Consider the following 15,914-nt stretch of genomic DNA (forward strand, 5'->3'; position numbering starts at 1 on the left):
GCCGCCGGGCCCACCCTGCGCTTCTGGATACGATAGGGCCACACCAGGCGCACAGAGGGCTCCTGCAGGACGAAGGAGAACCCAGGGCCGTGCGCACACTACCCGGAGCGGTCAACGGCACCGAAGGCCTTCGCGCACAGAACCTCTCCCAGATCCTGACGATGGTGCACCGGGACGGACCGCTGTCCCGTTCGGAGCTCACGCGGCGCAGCGGCTTCAACCGCTCGACCGTCGGGGCCCTCGTGTCCGCCCTCGCCGAGAAGCAGCTCGTCCACGAGACGGAACCGGCGGTCGGGGGCAAGGTGGGGCGCCCCAGCCCGATCGTGCATGCCAACCCCGGCGTCGCCGTGATCGCGGTGAATCCCGACATCGACGCGCTGACGGCCGGCGTCGTCGGACTCGGCGGCCACGTCCACCGGCGGGTGCGCCGCGAGACCGACGGGGTGCCCTCCCTCGACGACGCCGTGCGGCTCACCCGCGACATCGTGGCCGACCTCCACCCCGTCCTGGCCGGGCTCGACCGGGTGCTCGGTGTCGGGATCGCGCTGCCGGGACTCGTCAACGCCGGGACGGGCCGCGTCCTCGTGGCACCGCACCTCGGCTGGCGCGCGGCCGACCTCACCGGGCCCTTCAGCAGGGCGCTCGGGCTGCCTGCGGTCGCCGCGAACGATGCCTCACTCGGCTCGATGGCCGAGAGCATCTTCGGTGCGGCGCTCGGTGTGGAGGACGCCGTGTACCTGAACGGCAGCGCGAGCGGTATCGGTGGCGGCATCGTGACAGGAGGCGCCCAACTGGTCGGCAGTCGCGGCTACGCCGGGGAACTGGGCCACACCCTCGTCCGTGCCGGCGGGTCGCCCTGCCACTGCGGCCGGTCCGGATGCCTGGACGCGGAGGTCCGCCTGGAGCGCCTGCTCGACGCGGCCGGCCTCGCGGGCGGCGGGATCGAGGCACTCGAGGACGTGCTGTCCGACGATCCCGGGCCCGCTGTCCAGCAGGAGGCCGAGCGCCAGCTCGACCTCCTGGCCGTGGCACTGGTGAACTTCGTCAACATCTTCGATCCCACGCGGATCGTGCTCGGCGGTTTCCTCGGCTCCCTGTTCGGCTTCCACGGTGACCGGCTGACCCATGCCGTGAACACCGGATCCCTGGCGGGGGGCGTCGACGTGCGGCGGGCGACGCTCGGGCCGGAGCTCCTGCTGGTCGGGGCGGCAGAACTCGCCCTGCAGCCACTCCTCGCCTCCCCACACTAGGAACGGACCGACCGCGGACGGGCAGTCCCGACCTGTCCACCGCGCGAGTCGGGGCGTCGCGAGCGCGGCGGCTCGCCGGTTCCGGGATCCGGGCACACGAAACGGCGCATCGTCCCGCAAGGGGCCTGATGCGCCGGTTGTGGTGTCCCGGAGGACGGCGGACCGGGAGGTCAGCCGGTGCGGCGGGAGCCGCTCTCCTCGCCGTCGTCGTCGAGTTCGTCGGCGTACTTGTCCGCGTACTCCGAGTAGTCGGGTTCGACCGGCTCGAGAGGTTCGGTACGTCGAGTGGAAGCACGACTACCCGGGCCTGTGAGCTCTCGCTGCAGTGCCGAATAATCAGTGGCCGGGCTGAAGTACTTCATGTCCCTGGCCTGCTTGGTAGCTTTTGCCTTTTGACGGCCGCGCCCCATGGCGTGACCCCCTTTGTGCGTCGATCCGGAGGTGGTCACTGGGGCACGAGGCCCAAGGCTGCAGCGAGGCCCCGGAGTATTTGGTCAGTTTGTCGTATGTACAGGTTACATGCTTTCGGGTGCATCCGAGCGCGGGTGTCCCCGCCTCCTGCAAAGCATGGACGCGAAGCCGCCCCCGGTGCCCGAGCCTGCTCCAGCCGCGTCCCGACCCTTCCGGCGACGATCTTGGCTAGAGTCGAAATCACGTCGGAGCGCCGGCCACGAGACACCAGGAATGCAAGGAGACAGCGGCCCACCATGAGCAACGAGGAGCAGGCACCCAGGGATCCCGGGCACGGTCCGGGCGGGAACGAACCCGACCGGCCCGACGGCCCCGACGTGGTCGATCCCGACGGCGTCGTGCTCGACGACGGCACGCTACCTCCCGGGGCGCTGGAACCCGAGCTGTCGGTGTCGCCGGACAGCCTCGACCTGCCCGAGCCCGCCCTCGGGCCGGCGGAGATCAGCAGGGACACGGCGGAAGCGGCCTCCCTCGAGGACGCCGCGGCGGAGGCCCGCGCCGTGGCCGCCGAAGCGGAGAAGGCAGGGACACTGGTAGGTGGTCCCCTGCCGGCGGGCGCCCCGGTCGTCCAGGCGGCCCCGGACGGCACGGCTCCCGCCGGAGGTGTCGCAGGGGACGCGGCGGCGGACGCGGACCCAGCCGCGGACACGGCCGCGGACACGGCCGACGGGGCCGGCGTGCCGGCGGCGGGCACCGGCGACGACGTTCCTGCCGGCGGTCCGTACGCCTTCCCGCCCGAGGGCGGCGAGCAGGGCCTCGGCCACCCGGGCCTCTACCCCGGCACGGATCCGGCGTCGATCGGCCCGGCAGCACCGGCTTCCCCGGTGGACCCTTCCCCGGGGTCGCGCGGCGCGACCGCGGCCGCGTGGGCCCCGGGGGCAGCCGGAACCGACCCGGAGGCGACGGACCCGGAGCCGAAGCGGGACCGGTCGAGGGCCCGCAGCAGCAACCTGCCGCTGCTGCTGATCGTCGGCGGCGTCGTCGTCCTGCTCGGCCTGCTCGTCTGGCTGCTCGTCTCGCTCTTCGGCGGGGCGGAGGACGAGGAGCGGGTGGATCCGTCGTCGGTCGCCGCCGGCGACTGCCTCGCCGACTTCACGGGCATCACCGAGGACGCGGTCCCGGTGGACTGCGGCGAAGCCCACAACGCACAACTGGTGGCGAGCGAGAACTACCCGGAGGACGCGGAGTTCCCCGGACGCGAGCAGCTCGGGCTGCGGGCCGAGGAGGCCTGCGCGGCGGCCTCCGCGGCCATCGACCCGGACGCGGTGACGGACGACCTCCGGATCACGCTGCTCCGCGCGACCCCGACCAGCCAGACCTGGGCCGACGGCGACCGCCGGGTGGACTGCTTCGCCGTCGTCGAGGACGGCGACACGATGAGCCGGAGCCTGCTCACCTCCTGACGGACCCGGGCCCGCAGGCGGGAGAGGAAGCAACCTGCGATTCCTCTCGTGTGCCGGGCCCGGCTACCGCGCGGCGTGCACCAGCAGGCCCCCCGCGTCGAGGCTGCCGTCGGCCAGCGCGGCGGCGTCCGGCTCCTGGCGGTCGACGACCACGGTGTCGCCGTCGACGATCTCACCGGCCAGGATGCCTTTCGCCAGCCGGTCGCCGATCTCACGCTGGACGAGCCTGCGCAGCGGACGTGCGCCGTATGCCGGGTCGAAGCCGGTGAGGGCGAGCCATTCGCTGGCCGCAGCGCTGACCTCGAGTTCGAGGCGGCGGTCGCGGAGCCGGTCCCCGAGCGCCCGAACCTGCAGGTCCACGATCCTCGAGAGCTCGTCGAGGCTCAGCGGGTCGAAGACGACGACGTCGTCGAGCCGGTTCAGGAACTCCGGCCGGAAGTTCGCGTTGACGGCGGCCATCACGGCGGAGCGCTTCGCCGCGTCGTCGAGCGACGGATCCACGAGGAACTGGGACCCGAGGTTCGACGTCAGCACGAGGATGACGTTGCGGAAGTCCACCGTGCGGCCCTGCCCGTCGGTGAGCCGCCCGTCGTCGAGCACCTGCAGGAGCAGGTCGAACACCTCGGGGTGCGCCTTCTCCACCTCGTCGAACAGCACCACGCTGTAGGGCCGGCGCCGCACCGCCTCGGTGAGCTGGCCGCCCTCCTCGTAGCCCACGTATCCCGGCGGGGCGCCGACGAGGCGCGCCACCGAGTGCTTCTCCGAGTACTCCGACATGTCGATCCGGATCATGGCGCGCTCGTCGTCGAACAGGAAGTCCGCGAGCGCCTTCGCGAGCTCGGTCTTGCCCACGCCCGTGGGTCCGAGGAACAGGAAGGAACCGGTGGGGCGGTTCGGGTCGGACACCCCGGCGCGGGCACGGCGGACGGCGTCGGACACCGCGGACACGGCCCGCTGCTGTCCGATCAGGCGCGCGCCGATGACGTCCTCCATGGCGAGCAGCTTCTCGCTCTCACCCTGCAGCATGCGCCCGGCGGGGATACCCGTCCAGGCGGAGATGACCTCGGCGATGTCGTTCGCGGTCACCTCCTCCGCGACCATCAGGTCGGGAGCATTGGTGGTCTGCTCCTCGGCGGCCTGGGCCTCCCGCAGCTCGCGCTCCAGCTGCGGGATGTCCCCGTAGAGGATGCGCGACGCCGCCTCGAGATCACCCTCGCGCTGGGCGCGATCGGCCTGCGAGCGCAGGTCGTCGAGGGAGGCCTTCAGGTCGCCCACGCGGTTGAGGCCGGCCTTCTCGGCCTCCCACCGGGCGTTGAGCCCGTCGAGCTCCTCCTGGCGGTCGGCCATCTCGGCACGCAGGGCGTCCAGCCGCTCCAGCGATGCCTCGTCCTTCTCCCGGGAGAGTGCCATCTCCTCCATGTGCATCCGCTCGAGGGAACGGCGCAGCTCGTCGATCTCCACCGGTGCGGAGTCGATCTCCATGCGCAGGCGCGAGGCGGCCTCGTCCACGAGGTCGATCGCCTTGTCCGGGAGCTGGCGGCCCGGGATGTAGCGGTGGGACAGGGTGGCCGCGGCGACCAGGGCGGAGTCCGCGATCGAGACCTTGTGGTGCGCCTCGTAGCGCTGCTTCAGCCCGCGGAGGATGCCGACGGTATCGTTCACGGACGGCTCGCCCACGTAGACCTGCTGGAACCTGCGCTCCAGCGCCGGGTCCTTCTCGACGTTCTCCCGGTACTCGTCGAGCGTCGTCGCACCGATGAGCCGGAGCTCACCGCGCGCCAGCATGGGCTTGAGCATGTTGCCGGCGTCCATCGACCCCTCCGAGGCACCCGCTCCGACGACGGTGTGGAGTTCGTCGATGAAGGTCACCACCTGGCCGCCGGACGAGCGGATCTCGTCGAGCACGGCCTTCAGCCGTTCCTCGAACTCGCCGCGGTACTTGGCGCCGGCGATCATCGACCCGAGGTCGAGGCTGATGAGGGTCTTCCCCCGCAGCGACTCGGGCACGTCACCCGCGACCATGCGCTGGGCGAGCCCCTCGACGACGGCCGTCTTGCCCACGCCGGGCTCGCCGATGAGCACCGGGTTGTTCTTGGTGCGGCGGCTGAGCACCTGCACCACGCGGCGGATCTCCGCATCGCGCCCGATGACCGGGTCCAGCTTGCCGCTCCGCGCCACCTCGGTGAGGTCCACCCCGAACTTCTCGAGCGCCTGGAAGGTGTTCTCCGGATCGGGCGTGGTCACGCGCCGGTCACCGCGCACGCCCGGCAGGGCCGACGCGAGTGCCTCGCGCGTGAGCCCGACGGAGCGCAGGATGCCGCCGGCCGCTCCGTTGTCCGCCGCCAGGGCGAGCAGGATGTGCTCGGTGGACACGAACTGGTCACCGAGGGTCTCCGCTTCCTGCTGGGCCGCGTTGATCATCTGGAGGGCACCGCGGGAGAACTGCGGCTGCGCCACCGAGGAGCCCGACGACGACGGCAGGGCCTTGATCGCCGTGCTCGCCTGCACGCTCACGGTGTCGGGATCGGCGCCGGCCGCCTTGAGGAGCGCGACGGCGATGCCGTCCCGCTGGTCCAGGAGGGCCTTGAGGAAGTGCGGCGTATCGATCTGCGCATTCCCCGCCGTGGAGGCGTTCATGGCGGCAGCTGACAGCACCTCGCGGCTCTTGGTGGTGAAATTCGTGTCCACGCGCGGTTCCTTTCCGTCCTGACGTAGGTCTTGCATTGAGTGTACTCGACTCAACTTTCGAGCCAGGAAAGATATTTCCCCGCTTCGCCCCTGGCAGAGCGGGAAGGGACGACTGCGGCGGCGCCGGGGCCGCCCGGCACAGTGCGGCTTCCGGAGCCCGCTGTTATCTCGGACATAATGGCCCCTATGGGGAAATTCCGCCGCGTCACCGCCGTCCTGACCACCGCCGCCCTCACCCTCGCGCTCGCGGCCTGCACGGATGACCGCCCGACCGCGGAGGACGCGGCGCGCACGCTCGCCGAGGGACTGGCCCGGCTCGACGTGGGGCAGTCCGCGTTCACGTCGGTGGAGGCGTCCGAGGTGACCGGCGAGCTCGCCACGATCACCGAGGGGTTCGGGCCCGGAGCGCCGAAGGTGACGGTCGCAGGCGTCGAGGAGACCGGCGAGGACAGCGCGACCGCGACGCTCGACTACGTCTGGGACCTCGACGACACCGACTCCGACTGGACCTACAGCACGACGGCGGACCTCACGCGGGTCGAGGACGTCTGGCAGGCGGCCTGGGACCCTGCGCTGTTCGTCCCGAACCTCCTGCCGGACGAGAAGCTCACCCTCACCAGCGTGCCCGGGGACCGCGGCGACATCACCGGGGCGGGCGGCGAGGTCCTGGTCACCGAGCGGCCCGTGATCCGCGTCGGCATCGACAAGACGGGGGTCCCGGACGCGCAGTGGGCCGCCTCGGCCCGTGCGCTCGCCACCCTGCTCGAGCTCGACCCGGCGGCCTACGAGGAACAGGTCGCCGCCGCGGGTGCGGAGGCCTTCGTGGTGGCGGTCGTCCTGCGTGACGACGCGACGCGGACGGTCACCGACGCGCAGATCGATGCCGTCCCGGGTGCACTGCGGCAGGCCGACACCCTGGAACTCGCACCCACCCGCACCTTCGCCCGCGAACTCCTGGGCAGCGTGGGCGAGGCGACGGAGGAACTCGTGGAGCAGTCCGACGGTGCCCTCCGGGCGGGTGATGTCACCGGGCTCGGCGGGCTGCAACTGCAGCACAACGACCAGCTGGCCGGCACCCCGGGCCTCTCGGTCGGCGCCGCGCCGGTGGCGGACCCCGGAACGCCCAGCCAGACCCTCTTCACCAAGGCGGCCGTGGACGGCACCGACCTCGCCACCACGCTCGATCCCCGCCTGCAGGGCCTCGGCGAGCAGGTTCTCGCGGACGAGCCCTCGGCGTCGTCGATCGTCGCCATCCGGCCCAGCACGGGCGAGATCCTCGCGGCGGCCAACGGTCCGGGCAGCGAGGGCCTGCAGACCGCGCTCCTGGGCCAGTACCCGCCGGGGTCCACGTTCAAGGTGGCCACGAGCCTCGCACTGCTCCGGAAGGGCTTCACGCCCGAGAGCCCCACGGAGTGCACCGAGGAAGTCTCCGTGGACGGCCGCACGTTCAACAACGCCAGCACCTATCCGGTGCAGTTCCTCGGGACCATCCCGCTCCTGGAGACCTTCGCGCAGTCCTGCAACACCGGCTTCATCTCGGCCCGGGACGAGATCAGCCAGGCCGATCTCGCGGCCGCCGCCACCGATCTCGGGATCGGCGTGGAGTCGCGCATCGGCACACCCGCGTTCTTCGGCTCCGTGCCGACCGAGGCGGAGGGGACGGCCCACGCCGCCGCCATGATCGGGCAGGGCGAGGTACTGGTGTCGCCCCTGGGCCTCGCCACCATGGCCGCATCCGTGGGGGCAGGGTCGCGCGTCACGCCGACCCTCCTCGCCGCGGGCGAATCCACCGAACTCGACCCCGGCTCGGAGAGCGCCGCGGCCACGGAGGCCCCGTCGGGTGACGCGACGCCGTCGGCCGGGGAGTCCGAGGCGCCGCCCAGCGCGTTCACCGCCGACGAGTCGGCGACGCTGCGGACGCTCATGTCCGCCGTCGTCGAGCAGGGCGGGGCCCGGCTCCTGCAGGACGTGCCGGGCGATCCCGTCCTGGCCAAGACCGGGACCGCCGAGTTCGGGAGCGAGACTCCCCCGCGGACCCACGCGTGGGTCGTCGCCCTCCAGGGCGACCTCGCCGTCGCGGTCTTCGTGGAGGAGGGCGAGCTGGGATCCACGTCCGGCGGCCCCCTCATGCAGGCCTTCCTGACGGGCGCAGCCACCGGCTGACCGCCGAGCAGCCACCGGCCCGCCCCAGTGCGCGGGTCCTCTCCTTCGACGACATGGGGGTCGGATCGACACAGTGAACGCAGTTGCTTGATCATCCTCCGGCGCCCGTACGCGACGCCGGAGGCCATCCGAAGACCGTTGAAAGGGTCCCCGTGGATCTCAGGTTCATCCCGCTCATCATCGGCGCCGTGGTGCTGCTCGTCATCATCATCGCCGCCGTCGTCCTCGCCCGCATGGCGCTGCACATAGCCAGCCCGGACCAGGCGCTCATCATCTCGTCCAAGGACAGCAAGGGGCAGCCCGATCCGGACAGCCAGCGCGTCGTCTTCGGCCGGATCTTCATCAACCCGTTCTCGCAGCGGGCCTATCCCCTGTCGCTCGCATCGCGCCAGGTGTCGCTGCGCATCGAGGGCATCTCCAAGAACGGCATCAAGCTCCACCTCACCGGCGTCGCCCAGGTCAAGGTCGGGGGTGACGCGGACGCCGTCCGCAAGGCCGCCCAGCGCTTCCTGAACCAGCAGGAGGCGATCGACCACTACACGCAGGAGACCCTGTCCGGTTCGCTCCGCTCGATCGTGGGAACCCTGACGGTCGAATCGATCATCCGGGACCGCGCGACCTTCGCCAAGAGCGTCAAGGAGGAGGCGGAACACTCCATGCACAACCAGGGCCTGGAGATCGACACCTTCCAGATCCAGTCCGTGGACGACGACTCCGGGTACCTGAAGAACCTGGGCCGCCCGGAGGCCGCCCTCGCGGAACGCAACGCGAAGATCGCCGAAGCCCGATCCATGCAGGAATCGGAGCAGGCACGCGCCCTGTCCGACGAGCAGGTGGCCCTCGCGCAGCAGCAGCTGATCATCCGCCGCGCGGAACTGAAGGAGGAGGCCGATGCCCGCCAGGCACGGGCCGACGCCGCGGGCCCTCTCGCCCAGGCCGAACAGCAGGAGCAGGTCATCATGCGTGAGCAGCAGGTCGCCCAGCGGCGGTCCGAGCTCCGTGAGCGCGAGCTGGACACCGAGGTGCGCAAGCCCGCGGACGCCGAGAAGTACCGCCTCATCCAGCAGGCCGACGCGAAGCTCGAGGAGCGGCGCCGGGCATCGGAGGCCACGGAGATCGAAGCCCGCGTGGACCTTGCACGCCGCAAGCTCGTCGCCGAGGGTGACCGGGTGGCAGCCGAGGCGGATGCCGCGTCGAACACGGCACGCGGTACCGCCGAAGCATCGATCAACGAGGCCAAGGGCCGTGCCGACGCCGCGGTCATCGCGTCCCGCGGTGATGCCGAGGCGCAGTCGACGGAAGCCCGTGGCAAGGCGGAGGCCGCCGGTATCGCCGCGCAGGCGGAGGCCTACGAGAAGTTCAACCAGGCCGCCATCCTGTCGAAGGTCCTCGAGGTCCTGCCCGCGATGGCACGGGAGATCGCCGCGCCGATGTCGGCGATCGACACCATGACCGTCGTCTCCAACGACGGCGCGAGCCAGCTCAGCAAGAACGTCTCGAGCGGCGTCCACCAGACCACGCAGATGGTCAAGGACACCACCGGTCTGGACATCATCGCGCTGCTCGGCGACCTGCTCAAGAACGCGGACAAGCCCGGCCGGAACGGGGCCACCAGCCCGACCGTCGTCGGCGGCTCCGACTAGCGGGACCTGCAGGCCGCCGTCGGGGATCCGGCGGCGGCCGTCAGCGGTAGGTCGGCAGGTAGGTCCCCGACGAGGGGACGATCACCTTGCCGAGCGGCGCCAGCGACACCGGGATCAGCTTCAGGTTGGCGATGCCCAGCGGGATCCCGATGATGCTGACGAACATCGGGATGGCCGTGAGCACGTGGCCGATGGCGATCCAGATGCCCGCGACGAGAAGCCAGATGACGTTCCCGATCGTGGAGAACCCGCCCGGCCGACCGCCGCGGTTCACGACGGTCTGACCGAAGGGCCACAGCGCGTAGGCGCCGATCCTGAACGAGGCGATGCCGAAGGGGATGGTCACGATCAGCAGGCAGCAGATGATGCCGGCCGCGAAGTAGCCCAGCGCGAGCCAGATGCCGCCGAACAGGAGCCAGATGACGTTCAGGAGTGCGTTCATCCGCCCATTGTTCCCCACCCGGTGCGCCGGGGCACCCCCCCCCCGGACGAACGGAAGGCCCCCACCCGCGAGGGTAGGGGCCTTCCGTGGTCAGCGATGCTGCTAGCGGGACCGGCGATCGTTGGACGCAGGCGCGCTGGCCCTGCGGGAGCCGGCCGCACGGCGGGCCCCCTCGGTCCGCGGAGCCGAGGACGGCGCATGGCTGCGCTGCCCGCCGGCTGCGGGGGCGCCGGCCGCGGGACGGCGGACGGCGTCGCCCACGCGCTGGCCGGAGGCGGGACGGCGGCTGCGCGTCGTCGTCTCCGAGGCAGTGCGGGGCTCGTCCGTGCGACGGCGGGAACCGCCGGTCTTCGCAGCAGCACCCGAGTCGGTGCCGAAGCGCGGCGCCTGCGGCTGGTCCTTGCGGCGGTCGGCCCGGTTGCCCTGGGTCGCCTGCGGCTCGGCGGAGACGCGACCGCGTCCACCCCTGCCGCCACGGCCTCCCGCGGACGGGGCCGCGGTACCACGGCGGGCGCGCTTGCGCTCGGCGTTGGCGCCCGTCGAGGTACCCTCGCCGCGTGTGGCCTCACGCGAGGCGAGGAGCGCGGCGCGCGTGCGGGGATCGATCTTGTCGGCGACGTCGCCGACAAGCGACAGGACGAGCGGTGAGGTCGCCTTGACGGTCTCGAAGGCGACGTCGACACCGGCGGCCTTCATCAGCTTCTGCACCTCGGACTTCTGCTCGGGCAGCGTGATCGTGACCACGGTTCCCGAGGAGCCCGCACGAGCCGTGCGGCCCGAGCGGTGCAGGTACGCCTTGTGCTCCGTGGGCGGATCGACGTGGACCACGAGCTCGACGTCGTCCACGTGCACGCCGCGGGCCGCGACGTCGGTGGCCACGAGGACGCGGACGTCGCCGGTGGAGAACTCGGCGAGGTTCCGGTCACGGGCGTTCTGCGACAGGTTGCCGTGGAGGTCGACGGCGGGGATCCCGGCGTCGGTCAGGGTCTTGGCGAGCTTCCGCGCGTGGTGCTTGGTGCGCATGAAGAGAAGGCGGCGCCCGGTACCGGACGCGAGCTGGACGATCAGCTGCTTCTTCTGCGTCTGGTCACCGATCATCAGCACGTGGTGCTCCATGGTGGTGACCGCTGCCTGCGGGTCGTCCACGGAGTGGGTGACGGGGTTGGTCATGTAGCGGTTGACCACCTTGTCCACGCCGTTGTCCAGCGTGGCCGAGAACAGCAGGCGCTGGCCGTCGGCCGGGGTGGTGTCGAGCAGCTTCTTGACGACAGGCAGGAAGCCGAGGTCGGCCATGTGGTCGGCCTCGTCGAGGATGGTGATCTCCACGGACTCGAGCGTGATGAGCTTCTGGCGCATCAGGTCCTCGAGGCGCCCGGGGCAGGCGATGACGATGTCGACGCCGGCGCGCAGAGCCTTCTCCTGGCGCTGCTGCGAGACACCACCGTAGATCACGGTGGTGTTGAGTCCGAGCTCCTTGGCCAGGGGCTCGACGGTGGCGTTGATCTGGGTGGCGAGCTCGCGGGTCGGCGCGAGGACCAGGGCCAGGGGGCGCCCGGGCTTGCGACGGTAGGCCGCTTCCTGCTCGGACAGGCGTGCGACCATGGGGAGCGCGAAGGCGAGGGTCTTGCCCGAGCCGGTGCGGCCGCGTCCGAGGACGTCGCGCCCGGCCAGGGAGTCGGGAAGCGACTTGACCTGGATGGGGAATGGTTCGGTGATCCCCTGCGCGGCGAGGTTCTCGACCAGCGCTTTGGGCACACCGAGGGCAGCAAAAGTAGTCATGTAGTTAACACGAACTTTCTTCTCATCTTCCCCGGCACCGGTTGGCGCAGGGGTTCGCCGAAGAAAAGTCAGACAGTGTCCACCGCGCTCACGATCCTCGGAGCTGGATGCGGGACAAAAGAATGCGTTCTATCGACGCAGGCTGCGCGTTCAACTGGCGGACGCGGTCCGCCGTGCGCAGGCAAGTGGTCCCACTTTATCAGGAGGTGCGCCCGAACCCCGCATCGGCGCGGTCCGCGGAGGCTGTGGCGGAGCCTGGAGCAGCGGGGCACCGCGCCCGCCGACGGGACCTCGCCTCCCCGGGCGACTTCTGCAAGGGTGGGAGGACCAGCCCTGCCAGGAGGATCTCCATGACGCTGTCCCCCGCCGTTCTGCTCGAGGATGCTCATGCCCTCGTCGGTGACCTCACCGACCTGCGCCACCGCCTCCACCGCGAACCCGAACTGGGCCTCCACCTGCCGCGCACCCAGGAGAAGGTGCTCGACGCCCTGGACGGCCTGCCCTACGAGGTGACGCTCGGGACGGACACGACGTCGGTCACCGCGGTGCTCCGCGGCGGCGCGGCGCAGGGCGACGACGCCCCGGTGGTCCTCCTCCGCGGCGACATGGACGCGCTGCCCGTCCAGGAGGCGACCGGCGTCCCGTACAGCTCCCGGGTGGAGGGCGTCATGCACGCGTGCGGCCACGACCTCCACACGGCGATGCTCGCGGGAGCGGCGACGCTCCTCGCCGAGCGTCGCTCCGAGCTGCCCGGGGATGTCGTCCTCATGTTCCAGCCCGGCGAGGAGGGCCACGACGGGGCGGGCGTCATGATCCGGGAGGGCGTCCTCGACGCGGCGGGCAGGCGCCCGGACGCGGCGTACGGGGTGCACGTGACGTCCTCCCTGATACCGGCCGGGATGCTCATGAGCCGCGGCGGACCGCTGATGTCGGCGTCGGACGGACTGATGGTGACGGTGCGCGGGGCGGGTGGGCACGGTTCCGCCCCGCACTCCGCGAAGGATCCGGTGACCGTCGCGGCGGAGATCGTGACCCAGCTGCAGGTTCTGATCACGCGGCAGTTCGACATGTTCGATCCCGTGGTGCTGTCCGTCGGCGTGCTGCACGCGGGCACGCAGCGCAACATCATCCCGCAGACCGCGCGGATCGAGGCGACCATCAGGACCTTCTCGCCGGCGAACCGGGACAGGATGGCGGACGCCGCTCCGAGGCTGGTCCGGCACATCGCCGCCGCCCACGGGCTCGAGGCGGACATCGAGTACCTCCACGAGTATCCCGTCACCGTCACGGACCACGACGAGACGGCACACGCCGCGGCGCAGGTCGGGGAGTTGCTGGGCCCCGACCGGTACGTCACCATGCCGCAGCCGATGAGCGGCTCGGAGGACTTCTCGCGGATCCTCGAGGCGGTGCCGGGCAGCTTCGTGTTCCTCTCGGCAGTTCCCCCCGGCGCGGACCCGGTGACCGCGCCGTTCAACCACTCCCCCTACGCCGTCTTCGACGACGGCGTCCTGGCCGACGGCGCCGCCCTCTATGCGCAGCTCGCGATCTCGCGCCTCCGCCGGGCGACGGCGGGCTGATGTCCGGCCGGTAGCCTAGAAGGTGATGGAGCCACGAGAACAGACCCCCGACCAGCCGCACCGCTCCCAGCCGGTGTCCTTCGTCCGACGGGGCTCGCGCCTTCAGGGCAGGCGCCGCGAGGCCTGGGACGAGCTCGCCGAGGCCTTCCTCATCGACGTGCCCCGCGTGGAGAACGCCGACACGTCGGTGGCACCCGGCTTCGTGCTCGACGTCGAAGCGGCCTTCGGCCGGACGGCGCCCCTCGTCGTCGAGGTGGGATCGGGCCTGGGAGAGGCCATCACCCACGCCGCGGAGCTCGATCCCGACCGCGACTACCTCGCCCTCGAGGTCTACCGTCCGGGACTGGCCCAGACCATGCTGCGGATCAGCCAGAAGGACCTGACGAACGTCCGGACCGCCCAGGTCAATGCCGCGGAGGCCTTCGCCGGGATGATCCCGGCGTCGTCCGTCGCCGAGCTGTGGACCTTCTTCCCGGACCCCTGGCACAAGGCCCGTCACCACAAGCGCCGCCTGGTCAAGGAGGACTACGTGAAACTCGCCGCACGCGTCATCGAGCCCGGCGGCATCTTCCGCCTCGCCACCGACTGGTCCAGCTACGCCGTGCAGATGCGCGCCGTCCTGGACGCGAGCGGGCATTTCGAGAACCTGCACGACGGCGAACGCTCCGGCGCCGGGAGCCCGCTGACCCAGGTGTGGCAGAGCGGGGTGGAATCCGTGGTGGGTGGTGCGCCGGTCCGGGAGGGCCGCGACCCGGTGAGCACCGGCAACACCGGCGTCAACGAGGGGACCGACGAGCTCGGCGGGTGGGCGCCCCGTTTCGAGGGCCGCACCCTGACGAGTTTCGAGAACAAGGCGATCAAGGCCGGGCGGATGGTCTTCGACCTCACCTACCGCCGCCGCTGACGGGTCGGCGCCGATGGATCGACCTGGCAGACTCCCGTTCGATGACCGCTGATCCGGTCCGATGACGCAGGGGTCATGACCGGGGCGGCCGAGGACGAAACCGACACGTCAGGTCCCAGGTGCCGACCGTGCACCACCCGTTGGACGGTCGCTACTGCTCAGCACTCCACGACGTTGACGGCCAGCCCGCCCATGGCCGTCTCCTTGTACTTGGAGCTCATGTCCTTGCCCGTTTCCCGCATGGTGATGATGACCTCGTCGAGGGACACCCGGTGGACGCCGTCGCCCCAGAGCGCCATCTTGGCGGCATTGATCGCTTTCGCCGCGGCGATCGCGTTCCGTTCGATGCAGGGCACCTGCACCAGGCCACCGATGGGATCGCAGGTCAGGCCGAGGTTGTGTTCCATCGCGATCTCGGCCGCGTTCTCGACCTGCGAGGGGCTGCCACCCAGCACTTCGGCCAGGCCGGCGGCAGCCATCGACGATGCCGAGCCCACCTCGCCCTGGCAGCCCATCTCCGCGCCCGAGATCGAGGCCTGTTCCTTGTAGAGGACTCCGACAGCACCGGCGGTCAGAAGGAACGTGACCACCACGTCGTCGCGATCCTGCCGGCCGGCATTCTGCATCCCGGGCGCGAAATGCAGGGCGTAGTACAGCACGGCGGGGATGATGCCCGCCGCTCCATTGGTCGGTGCCGTGACCACCCTGCCGCCGGATGCGTTCTCCTCATTGACGGCAAGAGCGATCAGGTTCACCCATTCCTGCCAGTACGCGGGGTCGTGGTCCTTGTCCTCCTTCAGCAGGCGGTCATGCCAGTCGGGGGCGCGCCGGCGGACCTTGAGCCCGCCGGGCAGCAGTCCCTCGCGGGTGAGGCTGACCTGCGCGCAGCTCTCCATGACCGAGTAGATGTGGAGCAGGCCCTGCCGGATCTCCTCCTCCGTGCGGCTGTCCTTCTCATTGGTCAGCATCACGTCGCTGATACCGAGGGAGGTCCGTCGGCAGTGGTCGAGCAGCTCTGCGGCGGTGCGGAACGGGAGCGGAAGCTCCTTCTTCGAGGACTCGAGTTCCTGCCGGGCGGCGTCCTCCTCCCCGTCCCGCACGATGAACCCCCCGCCGACCGAGAAGAACGTGGCCGTATGAAGGACCTGCCCGGCCGGGCCATGGACGGTGAAGGTCATGCCGTTGGTATGCCGCGGCAGGACCGTCAGGGGGCGCAGGACCATGTCCTCGACCCCGTAGGGCAAGGACACGCTTCCACCGAGCTCCAGGATGCCGGTGCCGGCGATGGCTGCCAGCCGCTCCTCCACCTCCTCGGGCTGGATCAGCTCGGGGTGGAACCCCTCGAGGCCGAGGAGGATCGCCGTCATCGTTCCGTGCCCGTGCCCGGTCGCAGCGAGGGACCCGTAGAGGTCGACCCGCAGTGATGCCACGTCGGCAAGGATGCCGGAGGCCTTCAGTTCCTCGCTGAACACCGCGGCGGCCCGCATCGGTCCGACAGTGTGCGAGCTCGAAGGTCCTATGCCGATGGAAAAGAGATCGAAGACTCCTACAGCCATGGTGCAGTTCCTTCGTGTCCGGAGTGGCCCGGCAG

The 15,914-nt window shown here is 71.0% G+C and carries 11 protein-coding genes; 6 read left to right on the plus strand and 5 right to left on the minus strand.

Going from position 1 to position 15,914, the window contains the following annotated elements; all coding sequences use genetic code 11:
- Positions 1-89: 89 nt before the first annotated feature.
- Complete coding sequence (locus tag ACX80L_RS02445) at positions 90-1,250, plus strand: ROK family protein (RefSeq protein WP_459287453.1); 1,161 nt, start codon at positions 90-92, stop codon at positions 1,248-1,250.
- A 170-nt stretch (positions 1,251-1,420) separates the two neighbouring features.
- Here ACX80L_RS02445 and ACX80L_RS02450 read toward each other — a convergent pair whose 3' ends face one another.
- Positions 1,421-1,660: a DUF3073 domain-containing protein gene (locus ACX80L_RS02450; protein ID WP_104167997.1), complete on the minus strand. Its 240-nt coding sequence runs from the start codon at positions 1,658-1,660 to the stop codon at positions 1,421-1,423.
- 297 nt (positions 1,661-1,957) lie between these two features.
- On the opposite strand from ACX80L_RS02450, the gene ACX80L_RS02455 reads away from it, so the two are divergent.
- Positions 1,958-3,124: a septum formation family protein gene (locus ACX80L_RS02455; protein ID WP_459287455.1), complete on the plus strand. Its 1,167-nt coding sequence runs from the start codon at positions 1,958-1,960 to the stop codon at positions 3,122-3,124.
- A 63-nt stretch (positions 3,125-3,187) separates the two neighbouring features.
- Here the strand turns inward: ACX80L_RS02455 and clpB are convergent, their stop codons facing one another.
- A complete protein-coding gene (gene clpB / locus ACX80L_RS02460; RefSeq protein ID WP_459287457.1) occupies positions 3,188-5,812 on the minus strand; it encodes an ATP-dependent chaperone ClpB in 2,625 nt (874 codons plus the stop codon).
- Positions 5,813-5,998: 186 nt separating this feature from the next.
- Between clpB and ACX80L_RS02465 the strand changes: the two genes are divergently transcribed.
- Positions 5,999-7,975: a penicillin-binding transpeptidase domain-containing protein gene (locus ACX80L_RS02465; protein ID WP_459287459.1), complete on the plus strand. Its 1,977-nt coding sequence runs from the start codon at positions 5,999-6,001 to the stop codon at positions 7,973-7,975.
- 152 nt (positions 7,976-8,127) lie between these two features.
- A complete protein-coding gene (locus ACX80L_RS02470) occupies positions 8,128-9,618 on the plus strand; it encodes a flotillin family protein (RefSeq protein ID WP_133081228.1) in 1,491 nt (496 codons plus the stop codon).
- A 40-nt stretch (positions 9,619-9,658) separates the two neighbouring features.
- On the opposite strand, the gene ACX80L_RS02475 is transcribed toward ACX80L_RS02470, so the two are convergent.
- Positions 9,659-10,060: a YccF domain-containing protein gene (locus tag ACX80L_RS02475; RefSeq protein ID WP_208739277.1), complete on the minus strand. Its 402-nt coding sequence runs from the start codon at positions 10,058-10,060 to the stop codon at positions 9,659-9,661.
- A gap of 102 nt (positions 10,061-10,162) precedes the next feature.
- Positions 10,163-11,839 (minus strand): DEAD/DEAH box helicase, encoded by a 1,677-nt coding sequence (locus ACX80L_RS02480; RefSeq protein WP_459287461.1) that lies wholly within the window; start codon positions 11,837-11,839, stop codon positions 10,163-10,165.
- Positions 11,840-12,189: 350 nt separating this feature from the next.
- On the opposite strand from ACX80L_RS02480, the gene ACX80L_RS02485 reads away from it, so the two are divergent.
- Positions 12,190-13,419, plus strand: a complete 1,230-nt coding sequence (locus ACX80L_RS02485) for a M20 metallopeptidase family protein (protein ID WP_459287463.1) — start codon at positions 12,190-12,192, stop codon at positions 13,417-13,419.
- Positions 13,420-13,444: 25 nt separating this feature from the next.
- Positions 13,445-14,323 carry a tRNA (guanosine(46)-N7)-methyltransferase TrmB gene (gene trmB / locus ACX80L_RS02490; protein ID WP_459287465.1) on the plus strand — a complete coding sequence of 293 codons (879 nt, stop codon included), beginning with the start codon at positions 13,445-13,447 and terminating at the stop codon, positions 14,321-14,323.
- Between the two features lie 158 nt (positions 14,324-14,481).
- Here the strand turns inward: trmB and ACX80L_RS02495 are convergent, their stop codons facing one another.
- Positions 14,482-15,879 carry an L-serine ammonia-lyase gene (locus ACX80L_RS02495; RefSeq protein ID WP_459287467.1) on the minus strand — a complete coding sequence of 466 codons (1,398 nt, stop codon included), beginning with the start codon at positions 15,877-15,879 and terminating at the stop codon, positions 14,482-14,484.
- Positions 15,880-15,914: the final 35 nt, after the last annotated feature.

Source organism: Arthrobacter sp. MDT1-48-3, assembly GCF_054511015.1.

Coding starts and splice junctions, on each gene's coding strand:
- ACX80L_RS02450 (WP_104167997.1), bottom strand. CDS start 1,660: ATGGGGCGCGGCCGTCAAAAGGCAAAAGCTACCAAGCAGGCCAGGGAC.
- ACX80L_RS02455 (WP_459287455.1), top strand. CDS start 1,958: ATGAGCAACGAGGAGCAGGCACCCAGGGATCCCGGGCACGGTCCGGGC.
- ACX80L_RS02465 (WP_459287459.1), top strand. CDS start 5,999: ATGGGGAAATTCCGCCGCGTCACCGCCGTCCTGACCACCGCCGCCCTC.
- ACX80L_RS02475 (WP_208739277.1), bottom strand. CDS start 10,060: ATGAACGCACTCCTGAACGTCATCTGGCTCCTGTTCGGCGGCATCTGG.
- ACX80L_RS02480 (WP_459287461.1), bottom strand. CDS start 11,839: ATGACTACTTTTGCTGCCCTCGGTGTGCCCAAAGCGCTGGTCGAGAAC.
- ACX80L_RS02485 (WP_459287463.1), top strand. CDS start 12,190: ATGACGCTGTCCCCCGCCGTTCTGCTCGAGGATGCTCATGCCCTCGTC.
- trmB (WP_459287465.1), top strand. CDS start 13,445: ATGGAGCCACGAGAACAGACCCCCGACCAGCCGCACCGCTCCCAGCCG.
- ACX80L_RS02495 (WP_459287467.1), bottom strand. CDS start 15,879: ATGGCTGTAGGAGTCTTCGATCTCTTTTCCATCGGCATAGGACCTTCG.